The organism is Arthrobacter sp. BPSS-3, assembly GCF_044628475.1.
Taxonomy (GTDB): domain Bacteria; phylum Actinomycetota; class Actinomycetes; order Actinomycetales; family Micrococcaceae; genus Arthrobacter.
The window spans coordinates 1-15,966 of sequence record NZ_JBIMMV010000012.1 but is presented as its reverse complement, the minus strand read 5'-3'; the positions used below and the strand labels follow the sequence as shown (position 1 = coordinate 15,966).

Genomic DNA, 15,966 nt, shown 5'->3' with positions numbered 1-15,966 from the left:
CCAAAACGACCGATGCTGCGAGTTAGTTCGGCCCGGCGGCGGCGAGGTCGCGGAGGGTGGACACCAGCAGGCGCCGTTCCACGGTCTTGATCCGCTCGTGCAGGGTCTCCTCGGTGTCCCCGTCCTCCACGGTGACTGCCTCCTGGGCGATGATCGGGCCGGTGTCCACGCCGGCGTCGGCCCAGTGCACCGTGCAGCCGGTGACCTTGACCCCGTACGCGAGGGCGTCGCGGACCCCGTGCGCGCCGGGGAAGGCAGGCAGCAGCGCGGGGTGGGTGTTGAGGTATTTGCCGTCGAACGCGGCGATGAAGTCGGCGCTGACGATCCGCATGAACCCGGAGGAGACGACGACGTCGGGCCGGAACGCGGCGACGGCCTCGGTCAGGGCCGTGTTCCAGGCCGCGCGGTCCGGGTAGGCCTTGAAGTCCACCACGAAGGTGGGGATCCCCGCGGCGGCCGAGCGCTCCACTCCGTAGGTCCCGGGACGGTCCGCGCCGACCGCGACAAGCTCCACGTCCAGGTCACCGGCCCGGACAGCGTCGATGACGGCCTGCAGGTTCGAACCGGTGCCGGAAACAAGGACTACGATGCGCATTGACTTAGCTTAGGCGGCCGCTCGCGTACGCTGGAAACCATGAGTTTTCCCCAGGGCGGTAAGGCCGAGTCGCGGCTGCGAACATTGAACCTCTTCCGCGCTTTTATCGTCGTGGTCCTGGGCTCGTTCTTCGTCTTCCAGCTCGACGTCGCCTACCTGTGGCTGGCCGCGCTGCTCACCCTCTGCGCGGTGGTGCTCGGCGTCGTCCTGCTGGTGCGGGCCCTGAAACTCCGGGAGTCCCGGATGGTGCTCTTCGGGACGATCTCCGGGCTGGTGGTTTCCACCGTAATGGTGCTGATGCTGCTGGTCAGTTCAGTGTTCTACACCCAGATCCGCGACTACCAGCAGTGCGCGCGGCACGCCCTGACCGAGCAGGCGGCCTCCACCTGCCGGGTGACGTTGGAGAAATCCCTGCCGGCCCCGCTCCGCTAGGACACCCGCGTCCGGGCTCAGTTGCTCCGGGCTGACGAGGACGAAGAGGCGGTCGACGCCGAGAGGTCAGCTTCCTGCAGCCGCTGCCGGCGTTCCAGCCACGGCCCCGCGGCGTAGCCGATGACGACGCCGGCGCCCACCTCGGAGGCGACGAACAGCGCCGTCACCACCGGGTCCGGCCCGATGTCCGTCAGCCGCCCGATCCCGGCAGAACCGCGGGCCAGCCACGCCAGCCCGGCCGCGAGCGCCCCGGCCACGACGCCGATCAGCGCGCCGAGGACCAGCGTGGAGAAGGTGGCGGTGAACCAGCGGGCCTTGACCTTGATGGAGAGCCATTCGTCGAAGTGGTTCTCCCCCTCGCGCAGGAACCACCAGCCGGCCAGGGCTCCGGCCAGGACGGGGACCACCAGCGCCACGAGGGCGTAGTCCAGGGGGCCGGAGGGCAGGGCCGCGAACACGGGGATGGACGGCAGCGGCCCGACGGCGGTGGCCAGCGGCCCGGCCTGGGAGCCGATACCGAGGGCGAAGCCTGCCCCGGAGGCCCACGCGAGGGCGAAGACCACCATGTTGGGCAGGTAGCCCAGCTGCGCGATGGTCAGGGCAGCCCCGCCCACCGGCCCGGCATTCAGGCCCTCGTAGACGTCGATGATCAGGTTCCAGTGGATCAGCAGGTCCACGGCCAGCAGCGCCGCGGCCATCGCCAGGGTGGCCATCACGGCGACGAACCCGGCCTTGATGGCGGAGCCCAGGTAGGAACCGGCCCAGCGAGAGTGCTGGCTGGTGCGGCTGATCCAGGCCACGGCGTCGACGCCGATCAGCCGGCTCCAGGACCCGGCCTCGCGGCGCGCGCCCACGACCATGCCGAGGGCGTAGGGAATCAGCGGGACGGCGGAGGCGGCCCAGAGGCTCACCCCCACCTCGGCGGTGCGGCAGAGGAAGCCGGTGGCGAACCCGAACGCGGCGTAGGTCAGCCAGGACCCGACGAGTGCCTGCCAGAGCTGGTCCGTGTAGGAGGCCCGGGCCAGCCGGCGGCCGGCCCGCCAGGCGAGCAGGAACGGGATGAGGGTCAGGCCCAGCGGGATCAGGGTGAGGGTGCCGGAGTCCGGGCGGGCGGCGGCGTCGGCCCCGACCCCGTTCAGCAGCAGCGGGACGCCGTGGATCAGCAGCCAGGCCTGCCCGGCCAGTCGGGCCAGGAACTCGAAACCGCTCTCGCGGAAACCGTCGCCGGCCCAGACGGCCACGATCGGCGCGATCACCACCAGCGCGGAGATCACCGCGGCTTGTGCGGACTCGAGTGCCCCCTGCAGCCATAACGGCATCGGAAGGCCACGGTCCCCGGTCTGATCAGCGCGCAGTTTCATCGTGATCCATCGTGCCACGCGGCGGCCTCCGAGCCGGGATCCGACAGGCGTCGGGGGCCGGATTCCCGGCGCTTTTTTGGCCCCTCCGCCGTAAAATTGAACTGTCCGCAATCAGTGGTTGGAGGCAGAAAATGACTACCGCATCCCCACATGCACACGGCGTCCATTTCGGACGGACAGACGTCCAGAACGTCGGCATGGGTGTGGGTATTGTCCTCATGGCCGTGGGTGTCCTGGGATTCATCCCTGGCATCACCACGCACTACGGCGAACTCCGGTTCCTCGGACCGGATTCGAACGCCATGTTCCTCAATCTGTTCCAGGTGTCGATGCTGCTGAACATCGTCCAGTTCGCGATCGGCGGGACCGGTTACATCATGTCCCGCAACAGCATGGGAGCCCGGAATTACCTCATGGGATTTGGCCTGTTGTACATCATCTTCGCCGTCTACGGGCTGATCGTGGGCGTCGGCTCGGCGGCCAATTTCCTGGCCTTCAACACCATGGATAACTGGACCCACATGGTGCTGGGCGTGGCAATGATTGGCGCCGGCTGGCTGCTCTCACGGCACCTGGCCGAAGACGCAGATACCCGGTAAACCACCACCGGGAAAGGGAGCCGCGAATGAGGAGCGAGTTCAACTAATCCGATAAGTCGTAGTACCCGCTGGTGCGGGCCCGGGCAGCGTCCCGAAGCCCGCACCAGCCTTCTTTTGCCCAAATGCTGGACTTACCCGGCGCCGTCACCCCAGACTGGCCTGACGCACCGTCGCGAAAGGTTGGCCATGCCTGATCTCACGTCCCTCATCCCGTTCTTCGCCGTCGTCGCGGGGGTGATCGTCGTCGTCGCCCTCGTCTGGGTGGCGGTGAAGCTGATGTGGAAGGTGGCGGAGCCGAATGAGGCGCTCATCATCTCCGGCCTGACCCGGGGGACGCTGGAAACCCGGGACGGCATGGACTTCAAGATCGTCACCGGCAAGGGCGCGCTGGTGGTGCCCGGCCTCCAGACGGTCCGGGCGCTCTCCCTGACCCTGAACGAGACCGAACTGAAGGTCTCCTGCGTGACCTCCCAGGGCATCCAGGTGATCGTGGAGGGCGTGGTGATCTACAAGATCGGCGACGCACCGCCCTTCATCGCCAACGCGGCCCGCCGCTTCCTCGGCCAGCAGCCGAAGATGCAGAGCCAGGTCTACAACGTCTTCGAGGGCCACCTGCGCTCGATCATCGGCAGCATGACCGTGGAGGAGATCATCCGCGAGCGGGACAAGCTGGGCTCCCAGGTCCGCAGCGCCAGCGGCGTGGAGATGGAGAAGCTGGGCCTGGTGGTGGACTCGCTGCAGATCAAGGACCTGCAGGACCCCACCGGCTACATCCAGAACATCGCCAAGCCGCACATCGCCCAGGTCAAGATGGAGGCCCGGATCGCCGAGGCCACCCGCAACCGGGAGGCCGCGGAACGGGAGGCCGAGGCCGCCGCGCAGATCGCGGACGCCCAGAGCCTCTCCGCCATCAAGCAATCCGAGGCGCAGGCCAACGCCGAACGCGCCCGCGCCAACGCCGCCCAGGCCGGGCCACTCGCTGACGCCACCGCCCGGCAGCAGGTGGTGGTGCAGGAGACCGAGGTGGCCAAGCTGGAGGCCGACCGGGAGGAGCAGAAGCTGCAGACCACCATCCGCAAACCCGCGGACGCGAAGGCCTACGCCAAACGGACCGAGGCGGAGGGCCAGAAGTCCGCGGACATCAGCGCCGCCGAGGCCCTGGCCCGCCGCACCGAACTCGAGGCCCAGGCCAACGCCCGGCGCACCGAGCTGCAGGCGCAGGCCAACGCCAACGCCGCGGCCGCCGCCGCAGGCGCCACCCGGGTGACCGGCGAGGCGGAGGCAGCGGCCACGAAGGCCCGCGGTGACGCGGCGGCGTCGGCCATCAAGGCCAAGGCCCTCGCCGAGGCAGAGGGCATCAAGGCCCGGGGCGAGGCCCTGGGCACCAACCAGGACGCGGTCATCTCCCAGCAACTCGCGGAGAACATGCCCGGCATTGTCGCCGCGGCCGCGGAGCCGTTCGCGCACGTCGGGCAGCTGACGGTGCTCAACGGCGGCGAAGGCCTGAACCGGATGGTCGGTGGCATCCTCGCCCAGGTGGGCGACTACCTCCCGGCGCTGCGGAGCTCGCTGAAGAACGGCCGCGACGGCGCCCGGGCGGACGGCACCCGGGCGGACGGTACACCGGGACCGCAGGGCCGCACCGCCCCGAAGCAGCCGACCCCGGGCAGCTAGGAACGCCGAATGCCCAGGAACGTCGACCGGAGCCTCACCGGGCGGATCGGCCGGGTCTCCGGCCGGGTAGGCCCGGGGACGCTCGGTGAGGTGATGCTGCCGTTCCGCGGCGGCATCAGCGCCTTCCACGCCCACCCCTTCGACAAGGAAAGCAGCTTCGCGGTGGGCGAGGAGGTCCTGGTGATCTACTACGAGCCTCCCCAGACGGTCTACGTGGACGAACTCCCCGACGTGCTCCGCGGCGGCAGCCGGCCCTGATCCCCGCCTGTTAACCCAGTCTTCCCCCGCACGCCACGCCCGCCACCCCGGGCCGTCAGCCGCGGCACCCACGGTGGAGGGGTGAGGATCGCACTCGTCGCCGAATCATTCCTGCCCCAGATGAACGGGGTCACCCACTCCATCCTGCGGGTCCTGGAGCATCTCCAGTCCCGCGGTGACGAGGTGCTGGTGATCTGCCCCTCCGGACAGGACACCGGCGTCCCGAACGAGGTCTACGGGGCCCGGATCCACCGGCTCCCCGCGCTCCCCCTGGCCGGCTACACCAACGTTCGGGTGGCGATGGGAGGCGTGGCCCGGGTCAAGCGAATCCTTGCCGGCTACGCGCCCGACGTCGTCCACCTCGCCTCCCCCTTCGTGCTGGGCTGGCGGGCGGTGCAGGCAGCCCACCAGCTCGGCATCCCCACCGTGGCCATCTACCAGACCGAGGTCCCAGGCTACGCGGCCCGCTACGGCGTCCCCTACCTGGAGAACTGGGCGTGGAACCGGGTGGAGCAGATCCACCTGCTGGCCACCCGGACCCTGGTTCCCTCGACCTTCGCGCTGCAGCAGTTCCGCGGGCGGGGCATCCCCAGGGTCAGCATGTGGCGCCGGGGCGTGGACACCGCACGGTTCCACCCGGCCAAGCGCGACGACGGCTGGCGGGCGGCCATCGCCCCGGCCGGCGAGCGCATCATCGGGTACGTGGGCCGGCTCGCGGCCGAGAAGCAGGTGGAGGACCTGGCAGTGCTGGCGGACCTCCCCGGCACCCGGCTGGTGATCGTGGGCGACGGCCCGCAGCGGGCCTCCCTCGAGGCGGCGCTGCCGGGCGCCCTGTTCACCGGGTTCCTGGGCGGCGAGGACCTCGCCCGGACCGTGGCGTCCTTCGATCTGTTCGTCCACCCCGGCGAATTCGAAACCTTCTGCCAGACCATCCAGGAGGCCATGGCGTCCGGCGTGCCGGTGGTCGCCACCGGCCGCGGCGGCCCGCTGGACCTGGTGGAGAACTCCCGCACCGGTTGGCTGTACGAGCCAGGGGACCTCGCCGGGCTGCGCGCCCGGGTGGCGGACCTGGCCGGCGACGGCGCCAAGCGCCGGGCCTTCGCAGAGGCCGCCCACGCGGCGGTCCAGGGCCGGACCTGGCACGCCCTCGGCGAGGAACTCGTCACCCATTACCGCGACGTCTCCACCGGCGTACCGGCACCCGCCGGCGCCGCCTCCACCACCCGCCCCGGAAGAGGAGCAACCCTGTGAAAATTTCCGTGATTGGCTGCGGCTACCTCGGCGCCGTGCACGCCGCCACCCTCGCCTCGATGGGCCACAGCGTGGTGGGGATCGACGTCGACGCCGCCAAGGTCGCCCAGCTGCACCGCGGCACCGCGCCCTTCCACGAGCCGGGGCTGGACGAGCTGCTGCGGGACGGGCGGGCCAACGGCCGGCTCACGTTCTCCACCAGCTTCGCCGACGCCGCCGGGGCACAGCTGCATTTCCTCTGCGTCGGCACCCCGCAGTCGAAGACCTCCGACGGCGCCGACCTCAGCTACCTGGTCGCCGCCACCGAGGCCCTGCAGCCGTTCCTCGCCCCGGGCTCCGCCGTCGTCGGCAAGTCCACCGTCCCGGTGGGCACCGTGGAGATGCTCGGCGGCGTGCTGGCGGGCCGGCCGGACGTGCTGCTGGGCTGGAACCCGGAATTCCTGCGCCAGGGCACCGCGGTCAAGGACTCCCTGGTCCCGGACCGGCTGGTGTACGGCGTCCCCGGCGGCGCGGACGCGGCGGAGCAGCCGGACAGCGCGGCGGCCGCCGTCGCCGCGGCCCTGGACGCGGTCTACGCCCCGCTGCTGACGGCCGGGATCCCCCGGCTGGTCTGCACCTTCGCCACGGCCGAGCTGATCAAGTCCGCCGCCAACGCCTACCTGGCCACGAAACTGAGCTTCATTAACGCCATGGCAGAACTCTGCGAGGCCGCCGGCGGGGACATCACCGAGCTGGGCACCGCGATGGGCCTGGACCCTCGGATCGGCGGCCGGTACCTGCACGCGGGCCTGGGCTTCGGCGGCGGCTGCCTGCCCAAGGACATCCGCTCGCTCCGCGTCCAGGCCCGGGAGCTGGGCGTGGACTCGGTGGACGACTGGATGGCCACGGTGGACGGGATCAACCGCAACCAGCGCTCCCGGACGGTGGCCGCGGCCCGGGAGCTGTGCGGCGGCAGCGTGGCCGGACGCCGGGTCACGGTGCTTGGGGCGGCGTTCAAACCGGACACCGACGACATCCGGGATTCCCCCGCCCTGGACGTCGCCCGACGGCTCGCCGACGACGGCGCCCACGTCACCGTCACCGACCCCGCGGCGGTCAACAACGCCTGGCTGCACCACCCGCAGCTGCGCTTCGAGGCCGGCACGGACGCGGCCCTCGACGGCGCCGAGCTGGTGCTGCTGCTGACCGAATGGGAGCGGTACCGGGGCCTGGACCCGCGGGCTGCCGGGGACCGGGTCCGCCGCCGGGTCCTGCTGGATGCCCGGAACGCGCTCGACGCCGGGGCCTGGACCGCGGCCGGCTGGACGGTGCGGGGGCTCGGCCGTGCCAGGGCCGGGTCTGCACACGGCGCCGCGCTGCCCCGCTGACGGCCGGGACCGTCGTCGGCCCCTATGATCACTGAGGGGAGGAACTACTTTGCACCAACGTCGGTCTCACAGTCGCGCGGTCTCGGCCGCATGACCATTTCAACGCGCTCCGAGGAGGACGCCCGGCTCCGCGAGGCCATGTCGCTGCTCGCGGCCACCCTCGAATCGACGGCGGACGGGATCCTGGTGGTCAGCGGCGACGGCCGGATCAGCTCCGTCAACAACCAGTTCCTCTCCATGTGGGGCGTCCCCCGGGCCCTGGTGGACACCGGCGATGACGAGGCCGTGATGGGCTTCGTCCTGGGCCAGCTCTCGGACCCGCAGGCATTCCTGGCCAAGGTCACCGCCCTCTACGCGGACCCCGAGGCCGAGAGCCACGACGTGCTGTCTTTCCGCGACGGCCGGACCTTCGAACGCTACTCACGCCCGCAGAAGGTGGGCGACCGGGTGGCCGGCCGGGTCTGGAGCTTCCGCGACGTCAGCCAGGCACGCCGCGACCAGGAACGCATCACCCAGGCCATGGCGGACCTCGCCGCGCAGGCCGGCCAGCTGCGCTCCCTGGCCTTCAACGACCCGCTGACCGGGCTTTCCAACCGCCAGCTCTTCAACGACCAGCTGGCCCACGCCCTGGCCGGCCCGTGCGGCACGGCCGTCGATGTGCTGCTCCTGGATCTGGACGACTTCAAGGAAGTCAACGACATCCACGGCCACCACGCCGGGGACCAGATGCTGATCGAGGTGGGGCGCCGGCTCCGCGCCTGCGTCCGCCCCTCCGACGTTGTAGCACGGCTGGGCGGGGACGAGTTCGTGGTGCTGATGGTGGGATCGCTCGACGCCGACGCCGCGGCGGCCCGGATCGTCGGGTCCCTGAAGGAGCCGCTCTGGGTGGACGGGTCCATGCTGCGGCCCAGCCTCAGCCTGGGCCTGGCCTCGATCAGCGCCGATGCCTACGACGCGTCCGAGCTGCTGCGCCGGGCGGACATCGCCATGTACGCGGCGAAGGCGGCCGGCAAGAACCGCTACCTGCGCTTCCAGCCGGAGATGATGACCGCGCTGCTCGAACGCGCGGACCTCGAGGCCGGGCTGCGCGCCGCCGTCGAACGCGGCGAAATCACCGTCCACTACCAGCCGATTGTCGCTTCCCGCCTTGGCCGCGTGGTCAAGGTCGAGGCGCTGGCCCGCTGGGAGCGCAATGGGGTCCTGGTGCCGCCGCAGCAGTTCATCCCCGCCGCCGAACGCAGCGGCCTGGTGGTGGAGATCGGCACCGAGGTGCTGCTGCGCGGCTGCACGGAACTGCAGCCTTGGCTGGCCGCGGACCCGGCCCGGTCCCTGGCGGTAAATGTCTCCGGCGTGCAGCTGCAGCAGGGCAACGTCCCGGAGCTGCTGCTCTCCACCGCTGCCGCGTGCGGGGTGGACCCGCGGCAGCTGGTGGTGGAGGTGACCGAGAGCGTCTTCTTCGACGACGATTGCCAGGTCCACCGCCAGCTGGTGGAGCTGCGCGGCGCCGGCGTCCGGGTGGCCTTGGACGATTTCGGCACTGGCTACTCCTCCCTGGGCCGCTTGCAGGATCTGCCTGTGGACACCCTGAAGATCGACAAGTCCTTCGTCCAGATGATCCGTACCGGCACCGAGCACCTGCCCATCCTCAACTGCATGATCAGCATGGCCCACGGCCTGGGCCTGACCGTCACCGCGGAGGGCGTCGAGACCCTGCAGCAGGCCCGGTACCTGGTGGAGCGGGGATGCGATTCACTGCAGGGCTATATGCTCTCCACCCCGCAGCCGGCGGCGGATCTGCCCGCGGCCCTGGCCCTGGCGGAGGCGGCCGCGGCCGCCCTGCGCGGCGACACCGCGGCCCGGAGGTCCCCGTTACTGTGATTTGGCTCTCATGGCCCTATGATGCTTGAAAGTTGTCGGCCACCGCGCGGCCGGCGGCACTTGACATCAAAAGCCTGGGGGCTGGCATCACCGTGGAACATGGACTCGCAGAGACCCTGCTGACGCAGGGTCCGGATGCGCTGCTGCTGCTGACCACCTCGGGGCTGATCTCCTACGTCAATCCCGCCGCCGAACGGCTCTTCGGCTACGAGGCCTGCGACCTCGTGGGCGAGGAACACACCCGCCTCCTGGCCAAGGACGACCGCGGCGGATTCCTGCGCATCCTCGGCCAGCTGGGCGGCGACAGGACCTTCGGCATCAAGCCGTTCCCCGGGACCGGGCTGCACCGCAACGGGAGCGAGATCCAGTTGGAGCTCACGTGTTCACTGGTCAGCACCGGGACCCGGACCTCTGTGGCCGTGGCGGTCCGGGAAACCACCTACCGGGACACCGACGCCGGGCGGCGGCACGCCATTTCCATGCTGGACGCGACACTGGAGACGACGGCGGACGGCATCGTGGTGGTCTCCAACTCCGGCCAGATCACCGGCGTCAACGAACAATACCTGAGCCTCTGGGGCATGCCGCGGGAGATCCTGGCCGAGAACGACGCCTACGCGTTGGTGAAGTTCATCGCCACGAAACTGCAGCACCCGGACTGCTTTAAGGCCAAGGTGGCCGAGCTCTACGCCAACCATGAGCTGCACAGCCAGGACGTGCTGGAATTCCAGGACGGCCGCACGGTGGAGCTGGACTCGCGCCCGCAGACGGTGGCCGGGGAGGTGGTGGGACGGATCTGGAACTTCCGGGACGTCACGTCCAGGACCGTGGCGGAGGACCAGGCCCGGCGCGCGCTGGAGGAACTGGCCCAGCAGGCAGACCAGCTTAAGGCCCTGGCCTTCCAGGACCCGCTGACGGGCCTGGCCAACCGCATGCTTTTCAACGAGCGGGCCTCCGCCGCGCTGGACTCCCCCGGCTCCGTGGCCGTGCTGCTGCTGGACCTGGACGACTTCAAGGAAGTCAACGACATCCTGGGCCACCACGCGGGCGACCAGATGCTGGTCGAGATCTCCCGCCGGCTGCAGAACTGCGTGGGCCCGCACGGGACGGTGGCCCGCCTGGGCGGGGACGAATTCGTGGTGCTGCTGGAAGGCTGCGGGGACTCCGACGCCGTCGCGCAGCGGATCGTGAAGACCCTCAACGCCCCGGTCACGATCGAGGGCGCCTTGCTGCGACCCAGCCTGAGCCTGGGCGTGGCCAAGCGCGGCGAGGACAAAGTATCCTCCGCCGAACTCCTGCGCCGGGCCGACGTCGCCATGTACGCGGCGAAGGAGGCCGGGAAAAACTGCTACGTGCACTTCCAGCCGGAGATGCTGGCCACCCTGATGGAACGCACCCAGCTAACCGCGGGGCTGCGCCAGGCGGTGGAACTGGGCCAGATCAAGGTGTTCTTCCAGCCGGTGGTCTCCGCCAACCGGCGTGAGGTGGTGCAGTTCGAGGCGCTGGCCCGCTGGGAGCGCGACGGCGTCATCATGGCACCGGACACCTTCATCCAGACCGCAGAACGCAGCGGCCTGATCCGGGACATCGGGGCGGAGGTGCTGCGGCAGAGTTGCGCCGAACTGCAGCCCTGGCTGGCCGAGGATCCGGGCCGGACCCTGGCCGTCAACGTCTCCGGGGTGCAGCTGCAGCACAAGGACTTCGCCGAACGGGTGCTGGACATCGCCGCCTGGAACAACGTGGACCCGCACCAGCTGGTCCTGGAGGTCACCGAGAGCGTCTTCTTCGACCCGGCCTCGCACGTGATCGCCCAGCTCAGCCACCTCCGCGCCGCAGGCATCCGCGTGGCACTGGATGACTTCGGCACCGGCTACTCCTCGCTGGGGCGGCTGCAGGAACTGCCGGTGGACGCGGTGAAGATCGACAAGTCGTTCGTCTCCATGCTCCGCACCGGCGAAGAGCGGCTGCCCATCCTGACCTCGATGATCCACATGGCGCACAGCCTGGGCCTGCGGGTCACCGCGGAAGGCATCGAGACGCCCGCCCAGGGCCGGTACCTGATCGAGCATGAGTGCGACGCCCTGCAGGGCTACCTGTTCTCCCGGCCCGCGCCCGGGGTGCAGCGCGGGGCGGCGCTGGCCCAGTCTGTGGAGGCCATCGAGGCGCTGCTGGAACCGCTCGTCGCGTACTAAGGACGGCCTGCCACGGCCCCTTGTCCGGTACTCCGGACGACACATTCGGGGGCTTTGGAAATAAGTGCCGCGGCGCGGGGCTGGTATGCCGGCTGGCGCATATGATGGGGCGGATATTCATCGAAACACTTGCTTCCGGGGGGACAGCACCACTATGGACTCAGCATTCGCACACACCGTGTTGGACCACATCCCGGACGCGTTGCTGCTGCTTGCCCCCGACGGCTCCGTCACCTTCCTGAACCGCGCCGCGGAGCGGCTCTTCGGCTACCCCCGGGCCCAGTTGCTGGGCGCTGATTACAGCCTGCTGCTGGCCGAGGCGGCCCGTGAGGGCCTGCACGCCACCGTGTCCGGGGTGCTCGGCGCAGCGCACGACGGCGGCGCCGCCGCCGGCGGCGGCGCCAACGGTTCGGCCCCGGCGTTCGCCGGCGGGGGCCGCCGGGCGGACGCCTCCGAGTTCCCGGTGGAGTTCACCGTCGCCGCGCTTCCCGGCGGAGGCCCGGCCGCCGTCGCCCTCTCCGCCCGCGCCGCCGCACCGCGAGCAACCACGGCCTGGCCCGAACCGCTGGCGCCGGGCCGGGCCGTTGCCGGCCGCCCGGGCACGCTGGAGTCCCAACTGGTGCCCGGCACCACCGGGGTCCTGCCGCGGCTCACACCGGTGGAACATGACGACCAACTGAAAGCCGCCGTTCTCCGCGACACCCTGACCGGCCTGCCCAACGGCACCTTGTTCAACGAGCGCCTGGCCGCGGCACTGCGCCGCGAGGACTCCGTGGACGTCGTGATCATCAACGTGGACGACTTCCGCACCTACAACGACATGCTGGGCCGCTCCGCCGCGGACGAACTGCTGGTGGAGGTCGCCAGCCGGCTGCGGAACTGCATCCGACCGCACGACACCGTGGCCCGCCTCGGCGGCGACGAGTTCGTTGTGCTGCTCACGGACTGCCACAGCATCTCCGCGGTGGCCAAGCGGATCTCCGACTCCCTGTACGCCCCGGCACGGATCGGCGGGTCCACGGTCCGGCCGGCGGCGAGCATGGGCCTGGCGTCCCGGACGGCGCAGACGCAGGACGGGGCGGAGCTGCTGCGGCAGGCCGACTCGGCCCTGAGCGCGGCGAAGGCCGCCGGGAAGAACACCTGGCTGGAATTCCGGCCGGAGATGCTTGCGACGCCCACGCACCAGTCTGGCGGCGAGACCGGGCTGCGCCAAGCGGTGGAGCTGGGCCAGATCTCGGTGCACTACCAGCCGGTGGTCTCCCCCGGCCTCGGCGCCGTGGTCCAGTTCGAGGCGTTCGCCCGCTGGGAGCGGCACGGCAAGCTGGTGCCGCCCAACCAGTTCCTGCCGGTGGCCGAGCAGAGCGGCCTGATCCGGGAGATCGGCGACGAGGTGATGCGCCGGGCCTGCGCCGAGATCCGCCCCTGGCTGGCTGGCGACGCCGCCTACAGCGTGGCCGTGAACGTCTCAGGCCTGCAGTTCCAGCAGCGCGACTTCGCCGGCGACGTGCTCGGCATTGCCGCCTCCACCGGGGTGAACCCGCGCCAGCTGATGCTCGAGTTGACCGAGAGCGTGTTCTTCGACGCCGACTCGGACGTCATCCGCCAGCTGCACCAGCTGCGCGAGGCGGGCGTCCGGATCGCCATGGACGACTTCGGCACCGGCTACTCCTCGCTGGGCCGGCTCCGGGAGCTGCCGCTGGACCAGGTCAAGATCGACCGCTCCTTTGTGGCCATGATCAAGACCGGCAAGGAGCACCTGCCGTTCTTCCGGACCATGATCAACGCCGCGCAGGCCCTGGGCCTGAAGGTCACGGCCGAGGGCATCGAGACCCCCGCGCAGGCCAAGTACCTGATGGACCTCGGATGCGACGCGCTGCAGGGCTACCTGTTCGCCAAGCCGGCACCGGCCAGTGACCTGGCCGGCACCATGGGCAGCGCCCTGGACGCCATCGACACCGTCGAGGCGGCCGGGTAGACCTCTCCGGTTCGGCTCAGACCACTTCCGGTTTAGGCCCGCCGCCCGGGTCAGTCGCCCGGGTCAGTTGCCCTTCGGGGCCACCATGGCCTCGCTGCGGTCCCACAGCTGCCGCGCAAGCACGCCGTCGTACGCCAGCTTGTTGGCCTTGGAGAGCGCCCGCTTGGCGTAGTACCCGCCGGAGGTCCAGTCCGTGCCCGGGGTGCCGTTGGCGAGCCAGACGAGCGTGTCCGCGCCCTGCTCCGGTGTCAGCATGAAGCGCTTCAGAAAGCTCGTGTACGCGACGCGCATGGGGCTGGTGGACTCGGCCGCGAAGTTGGTGGCGACGCCGCCGGGGTGGAACGCCGCCGTCGAGATCCCGGCCTCGTGGTAGCGGCGGTGCAGTTCGCTGGTGAAGAGAATGTTGGCGAGCTTGGCGTTACCGTAGGCCCGGTTGGTGGAGTACTTGCGCGCCGCGTCCAGGTCGTCGATGTCGAAGCGGGCGAAGATTGAGTTGGCCACGCTGGAGGTGTTGATGACCTTGGTGCGGCTGGCGGTCAGCACGTCCAGCAGCTCGGTGGTGAGCAGGAACGGGGCCAGGTGGTTGACCTGGAAGGTCTTCTCGTGGCCGTCCACGGTGAGCTGACGGTTTCCCATGATGCCGCCGGCGTTGTTGGCCAGCACGTCGATCCGCGGGTACTTCTCCTTCAGCTCCGCGGCGAGCCGGCGGACCTGGGCCAGCTCGGCAAAGTCGGCCACGAAGTGGTCGGCACCTATTTCCCCGGCAATCTGCGCCGTTTTCGCGGCGGAACGCCCCACGACGACGACGTTCTCGCCTTGCGCAGCCAGGGTTCGGGCCGCGGACGCGCCGATCCCGTCGCTGGCGCCGGTGATGATGATGGTCCGTGCACTCAAGGTGGCCTCCCGTGGCTGCTGCTGTCTGGTGTTACTCAAGAGTAGTCAACGCGCGGGACTTCTGGGCTGTTCCGGGGCAGGTAGTCCGGGCGGTGGATCCAAGAGGTCCACCGACCGGGGCAAGTAGTCGGTACGCCTGACGTAGGGCCGATCCGCTCATAGCCTGAAGGCTAGTGGGAGTACCGGGCCCGCCCGGACACGAGAGAAGGGATCATCGTGCGCTCAGCCCTCACATTGCTCGGTCTGACTGGGGGGACACCGGTCGTCAGGGCAAACCGTCACCGGCAGCTGTCTGTCGCTGCCCTCACCCTCGAGAGGGTGGTCCCATGAAGCACCGCTCAGTCCCCTGGATCGTCTGCCTGGTCGCCGCCGCCGTGCTTTCCAGCAGCGCCCTGCCCACCGCCGCGCCGGGTCCCGCCGCGGCTCCGCCGCCGGAGGTCTCCAGCGACGCCGGAGCGAACGCGCCCGCGCCCATGAGCGGCGCGCTCGGCGGCGGACCGGACGCGCCCCAGGCCGTCGGCGCGGCGCCGGCCGTGGTGCCGCCCGCCCCCGCAGCTATCAAGGCTCCCGCGGCGGATTCCATGGCCGCCCCGGCAGTGGCCGCTCCCCCTCCCCCGAACCCGGTGGGTGTGCCCGGAAGCTGGAACCTGGTCTTCAACGACGACTTCAACTCCCTGAACACCGCGGCCTGGACGCCGTACTGGTTCGACGACTGTGACCTCAAGTCCGTCAAGAACAACGTGAAGACCTGTTCCAGCAATGTCCGGATCGCCAACGGCGAGGCCGTGCTGCAGCTCAGCGACGTCTCCTCGGGGGCGCTGCTCTCCACCAACCCGAACGACGGCGTGGCCGGGCACACCGGCTTCCAGTTCACCACCGGCTACGCAGAGGCACGGATCTTCTTCCCGGGCACCTGTGAGACCAGCATCAGGAACTGGGGCGCCTGGTGGACCGCCGGCCAGGCCTATCCCGCTACCGGGGAGATCGACATCGCCGAACCGCTCGCCGGCGACATGTGGAGCGTGTACCACTCTGCGGCGTGGAAGAAGAGCCGAATCGTTCCCGGGTGCTGGGCGGGCGGTTATCACACCTACGGGGTGCTGCGTAAGCCGGGTGCCAACGAGGTGTACTACGACGGCGTACTGGTCCACTCCTACGCCACCAGCGACAACGTCAGCCCGCACTACCTGCTGCTGAACATCGGGGTGTGGCGCGGTGCGAGGATTCTCGGTGAGGCCGGGGCGATGAGGGTGGACTACGTCCGGGTGTGGGAGTAGCCGGCGCCCTGTCTGAGCCCTGTCTGGACCTTGCCTTGGTGGTTAAAGTGGGAGAGCCTCCAACCGTGTGGTTGGAGGCTCTCGACCTAAATGATGTTCCGGCGGTGACCTACTCTCCCACACCCTCCCGGGTGCAGTACCATCGGCGCTGTGGGTCTTAGCTTCCGGGTTCGGAATGGGACCGGGCGTTTCCCCCACGCTATGACCGCCGTA

13 protein-coding genes and 1 rRNA gene are annotated in these 15,966 nt (G+C 70.1%); 10 read left to right on the top strand and 4 right to left on the bottom strand.

Features of this window, described 5'->3' with window-relative positions; all coding sequences use genetic code 11:
• Window positions 1–22: 22 nt before the first annotated feature.
• Window positions 23–595, bottom strand: a complete 573-nt coding sequence (purN, locus tag ACFVY3_RS15920) for a phosphoribosylglycinamide formyltransferase (protein ID WP_400160459.1) — start codon at window positions 593–595, stop codon at window positions 23–25.
• 39 nt (window positions 596–634) lie between these two features.
• Between purN and ACFVY3_RS15915 the strand changes: the two genes are divergently transcribed.
• Window positions 635–1,027, top strand: coding sequence for a hypothetical protein (locus tag ACFVY3_RS15915; protein WP_400160458.1), 393 nt, complete (start codon window positions 635–637; stop codon window positions 1,025–1,027).
• Between the two features lie 17 nt (window positions 1,028–1,044).
• Here ACFVY3_RS15915 and ACFVY3_RS15910 read toward each other — a convergent pair whose 3' ends face one another.
• Window positions 1,045–2,388 (bottom strand): DUF6350 family protein, encoded by a 1,344-nt coding sequence (locus ACFVY3_RS15910; RefSeq protein WP_364136726.1) that lies wholly within the window; start codon window positions 2,386–2,388, stop codon window positions 1,045–1,047.
• 131 nt (window positions 2,389–2,519) lie between these two features.
• Between ACFVY3_RS15910 and ACFVY3_RS15905 the strand changes: the two genes are divergently transcribed.
• The 8 genes from ACFVY3_RS15905 to ACFVY3_RS15870 all read left to right on the top strand — a co-directional run bounded on the left by ACFVY3_RS15905 (window position 2,520) and on the right by ACFVY3_RS15870 (window position 13,582).
• Window positions 2,520–2,987, top strand: a complete 468-nt coding sequence (locus tag ACFVY3_RS15905; RefSeq protein ID WP_400160457.1) for a DUF4383 domain-containing protein — start codon at window positions 2,520–2,522, stop codon at window positions 2,985–2,987.
• A gap of 186 nt (window positions 2,988–3,173) precedes the next feature.
• On the top strand, window positions 3,174–4,661 hold the full coding sequence (locus tag ACFVY3_RS15900) for a flotillin family protein (protein ID WP_400160456.1): 1,488 nt from the start codon (window positions 3,174–3,176) through the stop codon (window positions 4,659–4,661).
• A 9-nt stretch (window positions 4,662–4,670) separates the two neighbouring features.
• Window positions 4,671–4,919: a hypothetical protein gene (locus ACFVY3_RS15895; protein ID WP_290258814.1), complete on the top strand. Its 249-nt coding sequence runs from the start codon at window positions 4,671–4,673 to the stop codon at window positions 4,917–4,919.
• An 81-nt stretch (window positions 4,920–5,000) separates the two neighbouring features.
• Window positions 5,001–6,170: a glycosyltransferase family 4 protein gene (locus tag ACFVY3_RS15890; protein WP_400160455.1), complete on the top strand. Its 1,170-nt coding sequence runs from the start codon at window positions 5,001–5,003 to the stop codon at window positions 6,168–6,170.
• Window positions 6,167–7,537 carry a UDP-glucose dehydrogenase family protein gene (locus ACFVY3_RS15885; protein WP_400160454.1) on the top strand — a complete coding sequence of 457 codons (1,371 nt, stop codon included), beginning with the start codon at window positions 6,167–6,169 and terminating at the stop codon, window positions 7,535–7,537. Before ACFVY3_RS15890 ends, ACFVY3_RS15885 begins: the two co-directional genes overlap by 4 nt.
• A gap of 90 nt (window positions 7,538–7,627) precedes the next feature.
• On the top strand, window positions 7,628–9,415 hold the full coding sequence (locus ACFVY3_RS15880) for a putative bifunctional diguanylate cyclase/phosphodiesterase (protein ID WP_400160453.1): 1,788 nt from the start codon (window positions 7,628–7,630) through the stop codon (window positions 9,413–9,415).
• Between the two features lie 92 nt (window positions 9,416–9,507).
• Window positions 9,508–11,607: an EAL domain-containing protein gene (locus tag ACFVY3_RS15875; RefSeq protein WP_400160452.1), complete on the top strand. Its 2,100-nt coding sequence runs from the start codon at window positions 9,508–9,510 to the stop codon at window positions 11,605–11,607.
• Window positions 11,608–11,761: 154 nt separating this feature from the next.
• Window positions 11,762–13,582, top strand: coding sequence for a putative bifunctional diguanylate cyclase/phosphodiesterase (locus ACFVY3_RS15870; RefSeq protein WP_400160451.1), 1,821 nt, complete (start codon window positions 11,762–11,764; stop codon window positions 13,580–13,582).
• Between the two features lie 63 nt (window positions 13,583–13,645).
• Here ACFVY3_RS15870 and ACFVY3_RS15865 read toward each other — a convergent pair whose 3' ends face one another.
• Complete coding sequence (locus ACFVY3_RS15865) at window positions 13,646–14,476, bottom strand: SDR family NAD(P)-dependent oxidoreductase (RefSeq protein ID WP_400160494.1); 831 nt, start codon at window positions 14,474–14,476, stop codon at window positions 13,646–13,648.
• A gap of 326 nt (window positions 14,477–14,802) precedes the next feature.
• On the opposite strand from ACFVY3_RS15865, the gene ACFVY3_RS15860 reads away from it, so the two are divergent.
• Window positions 14,803–15,753, top strand: coding sequence for a family 16 glycosylhydrolase (locus tag ACFVY3_RS15860; RefSeq protein ID WP_400160450.1), 951 nt, complete (start codon window positions 14,803–14,805; stop codon window positions 15,751–15,753).
• A 96-nt stretch (window positions 15,754–15,849) separates the two neighbouring features.
• Here ACFVY3_RS15860 and rrf read toward each other — a convergent pair.
• Window positions 15,850–15,966 (bottom strand): 5S ribosomal RNA (gene rrf, locus ACFVY3_RS15855).

Coding starts and splice junctions, on each gene's coding strand:
- ACFVY3_RS15915 (WP_400160458.1), top strand. CDS start 635: ATGAGTTTTCCCCAGGGCGGTAAGGCCGAGTCGCGGCTGCGAACATTG.
- ACFVY3_RS15905 (WP_400160457.1), top strand. CDS start 2,520: ATGACTACCGCATCCCCACATGCACACGGCGTCCATTTCGGACGGACA.
- ACFVY3_RS15900 (WP_400160456.1), top strand. CDS start 3,174: ATGCCTGATCTCACGTCCCTCATCCCGTTCTTCGCCGTCGTCGCGGGG.
- ACFVY3_RS15880 (WP_400160453.1), top strand. CDS start 7,628: ATGACCATTTCAACGCGCTCCGAGGAGGACGCCCGGCTCCGCGAGGCC.
- ACFVY3_RS15860 (WP_400160450.1), top strand. CDS start 14,803: ATGAAGCACCGCTCAGTCCCCTGGATCGTCTGCCTGGTCGCCGCCGCC.
- ACFVY3_RS15870 (WP_400160451.1), top strand. CDS start 11,762: ATGGACTCAGCATTCGCACACACCGTGTTGGACCACATCCCGGACGCG.
- ACFVY3_RS15895 (WP_290258814.1), top strand. CDS start 4,671: ATGCCCAGGAACGTCGACCGGAGCCTCACCGGGCGGATCGGCCGGGTC.
- purN (WP_400160459.1), bottom strand. CDS start 595: ATGCGCATCGTAGTCCTTGTTTCCGGCACCGGTTCGAACCTGCAGGCC.
- ACFVY3_RS15910 (WP_364136726.1), bottom strand. CDS start 2,388: ATGAAACTGCGCGCTGATCAGACCGGGGACCGTGGCCTTCCGATGCCG.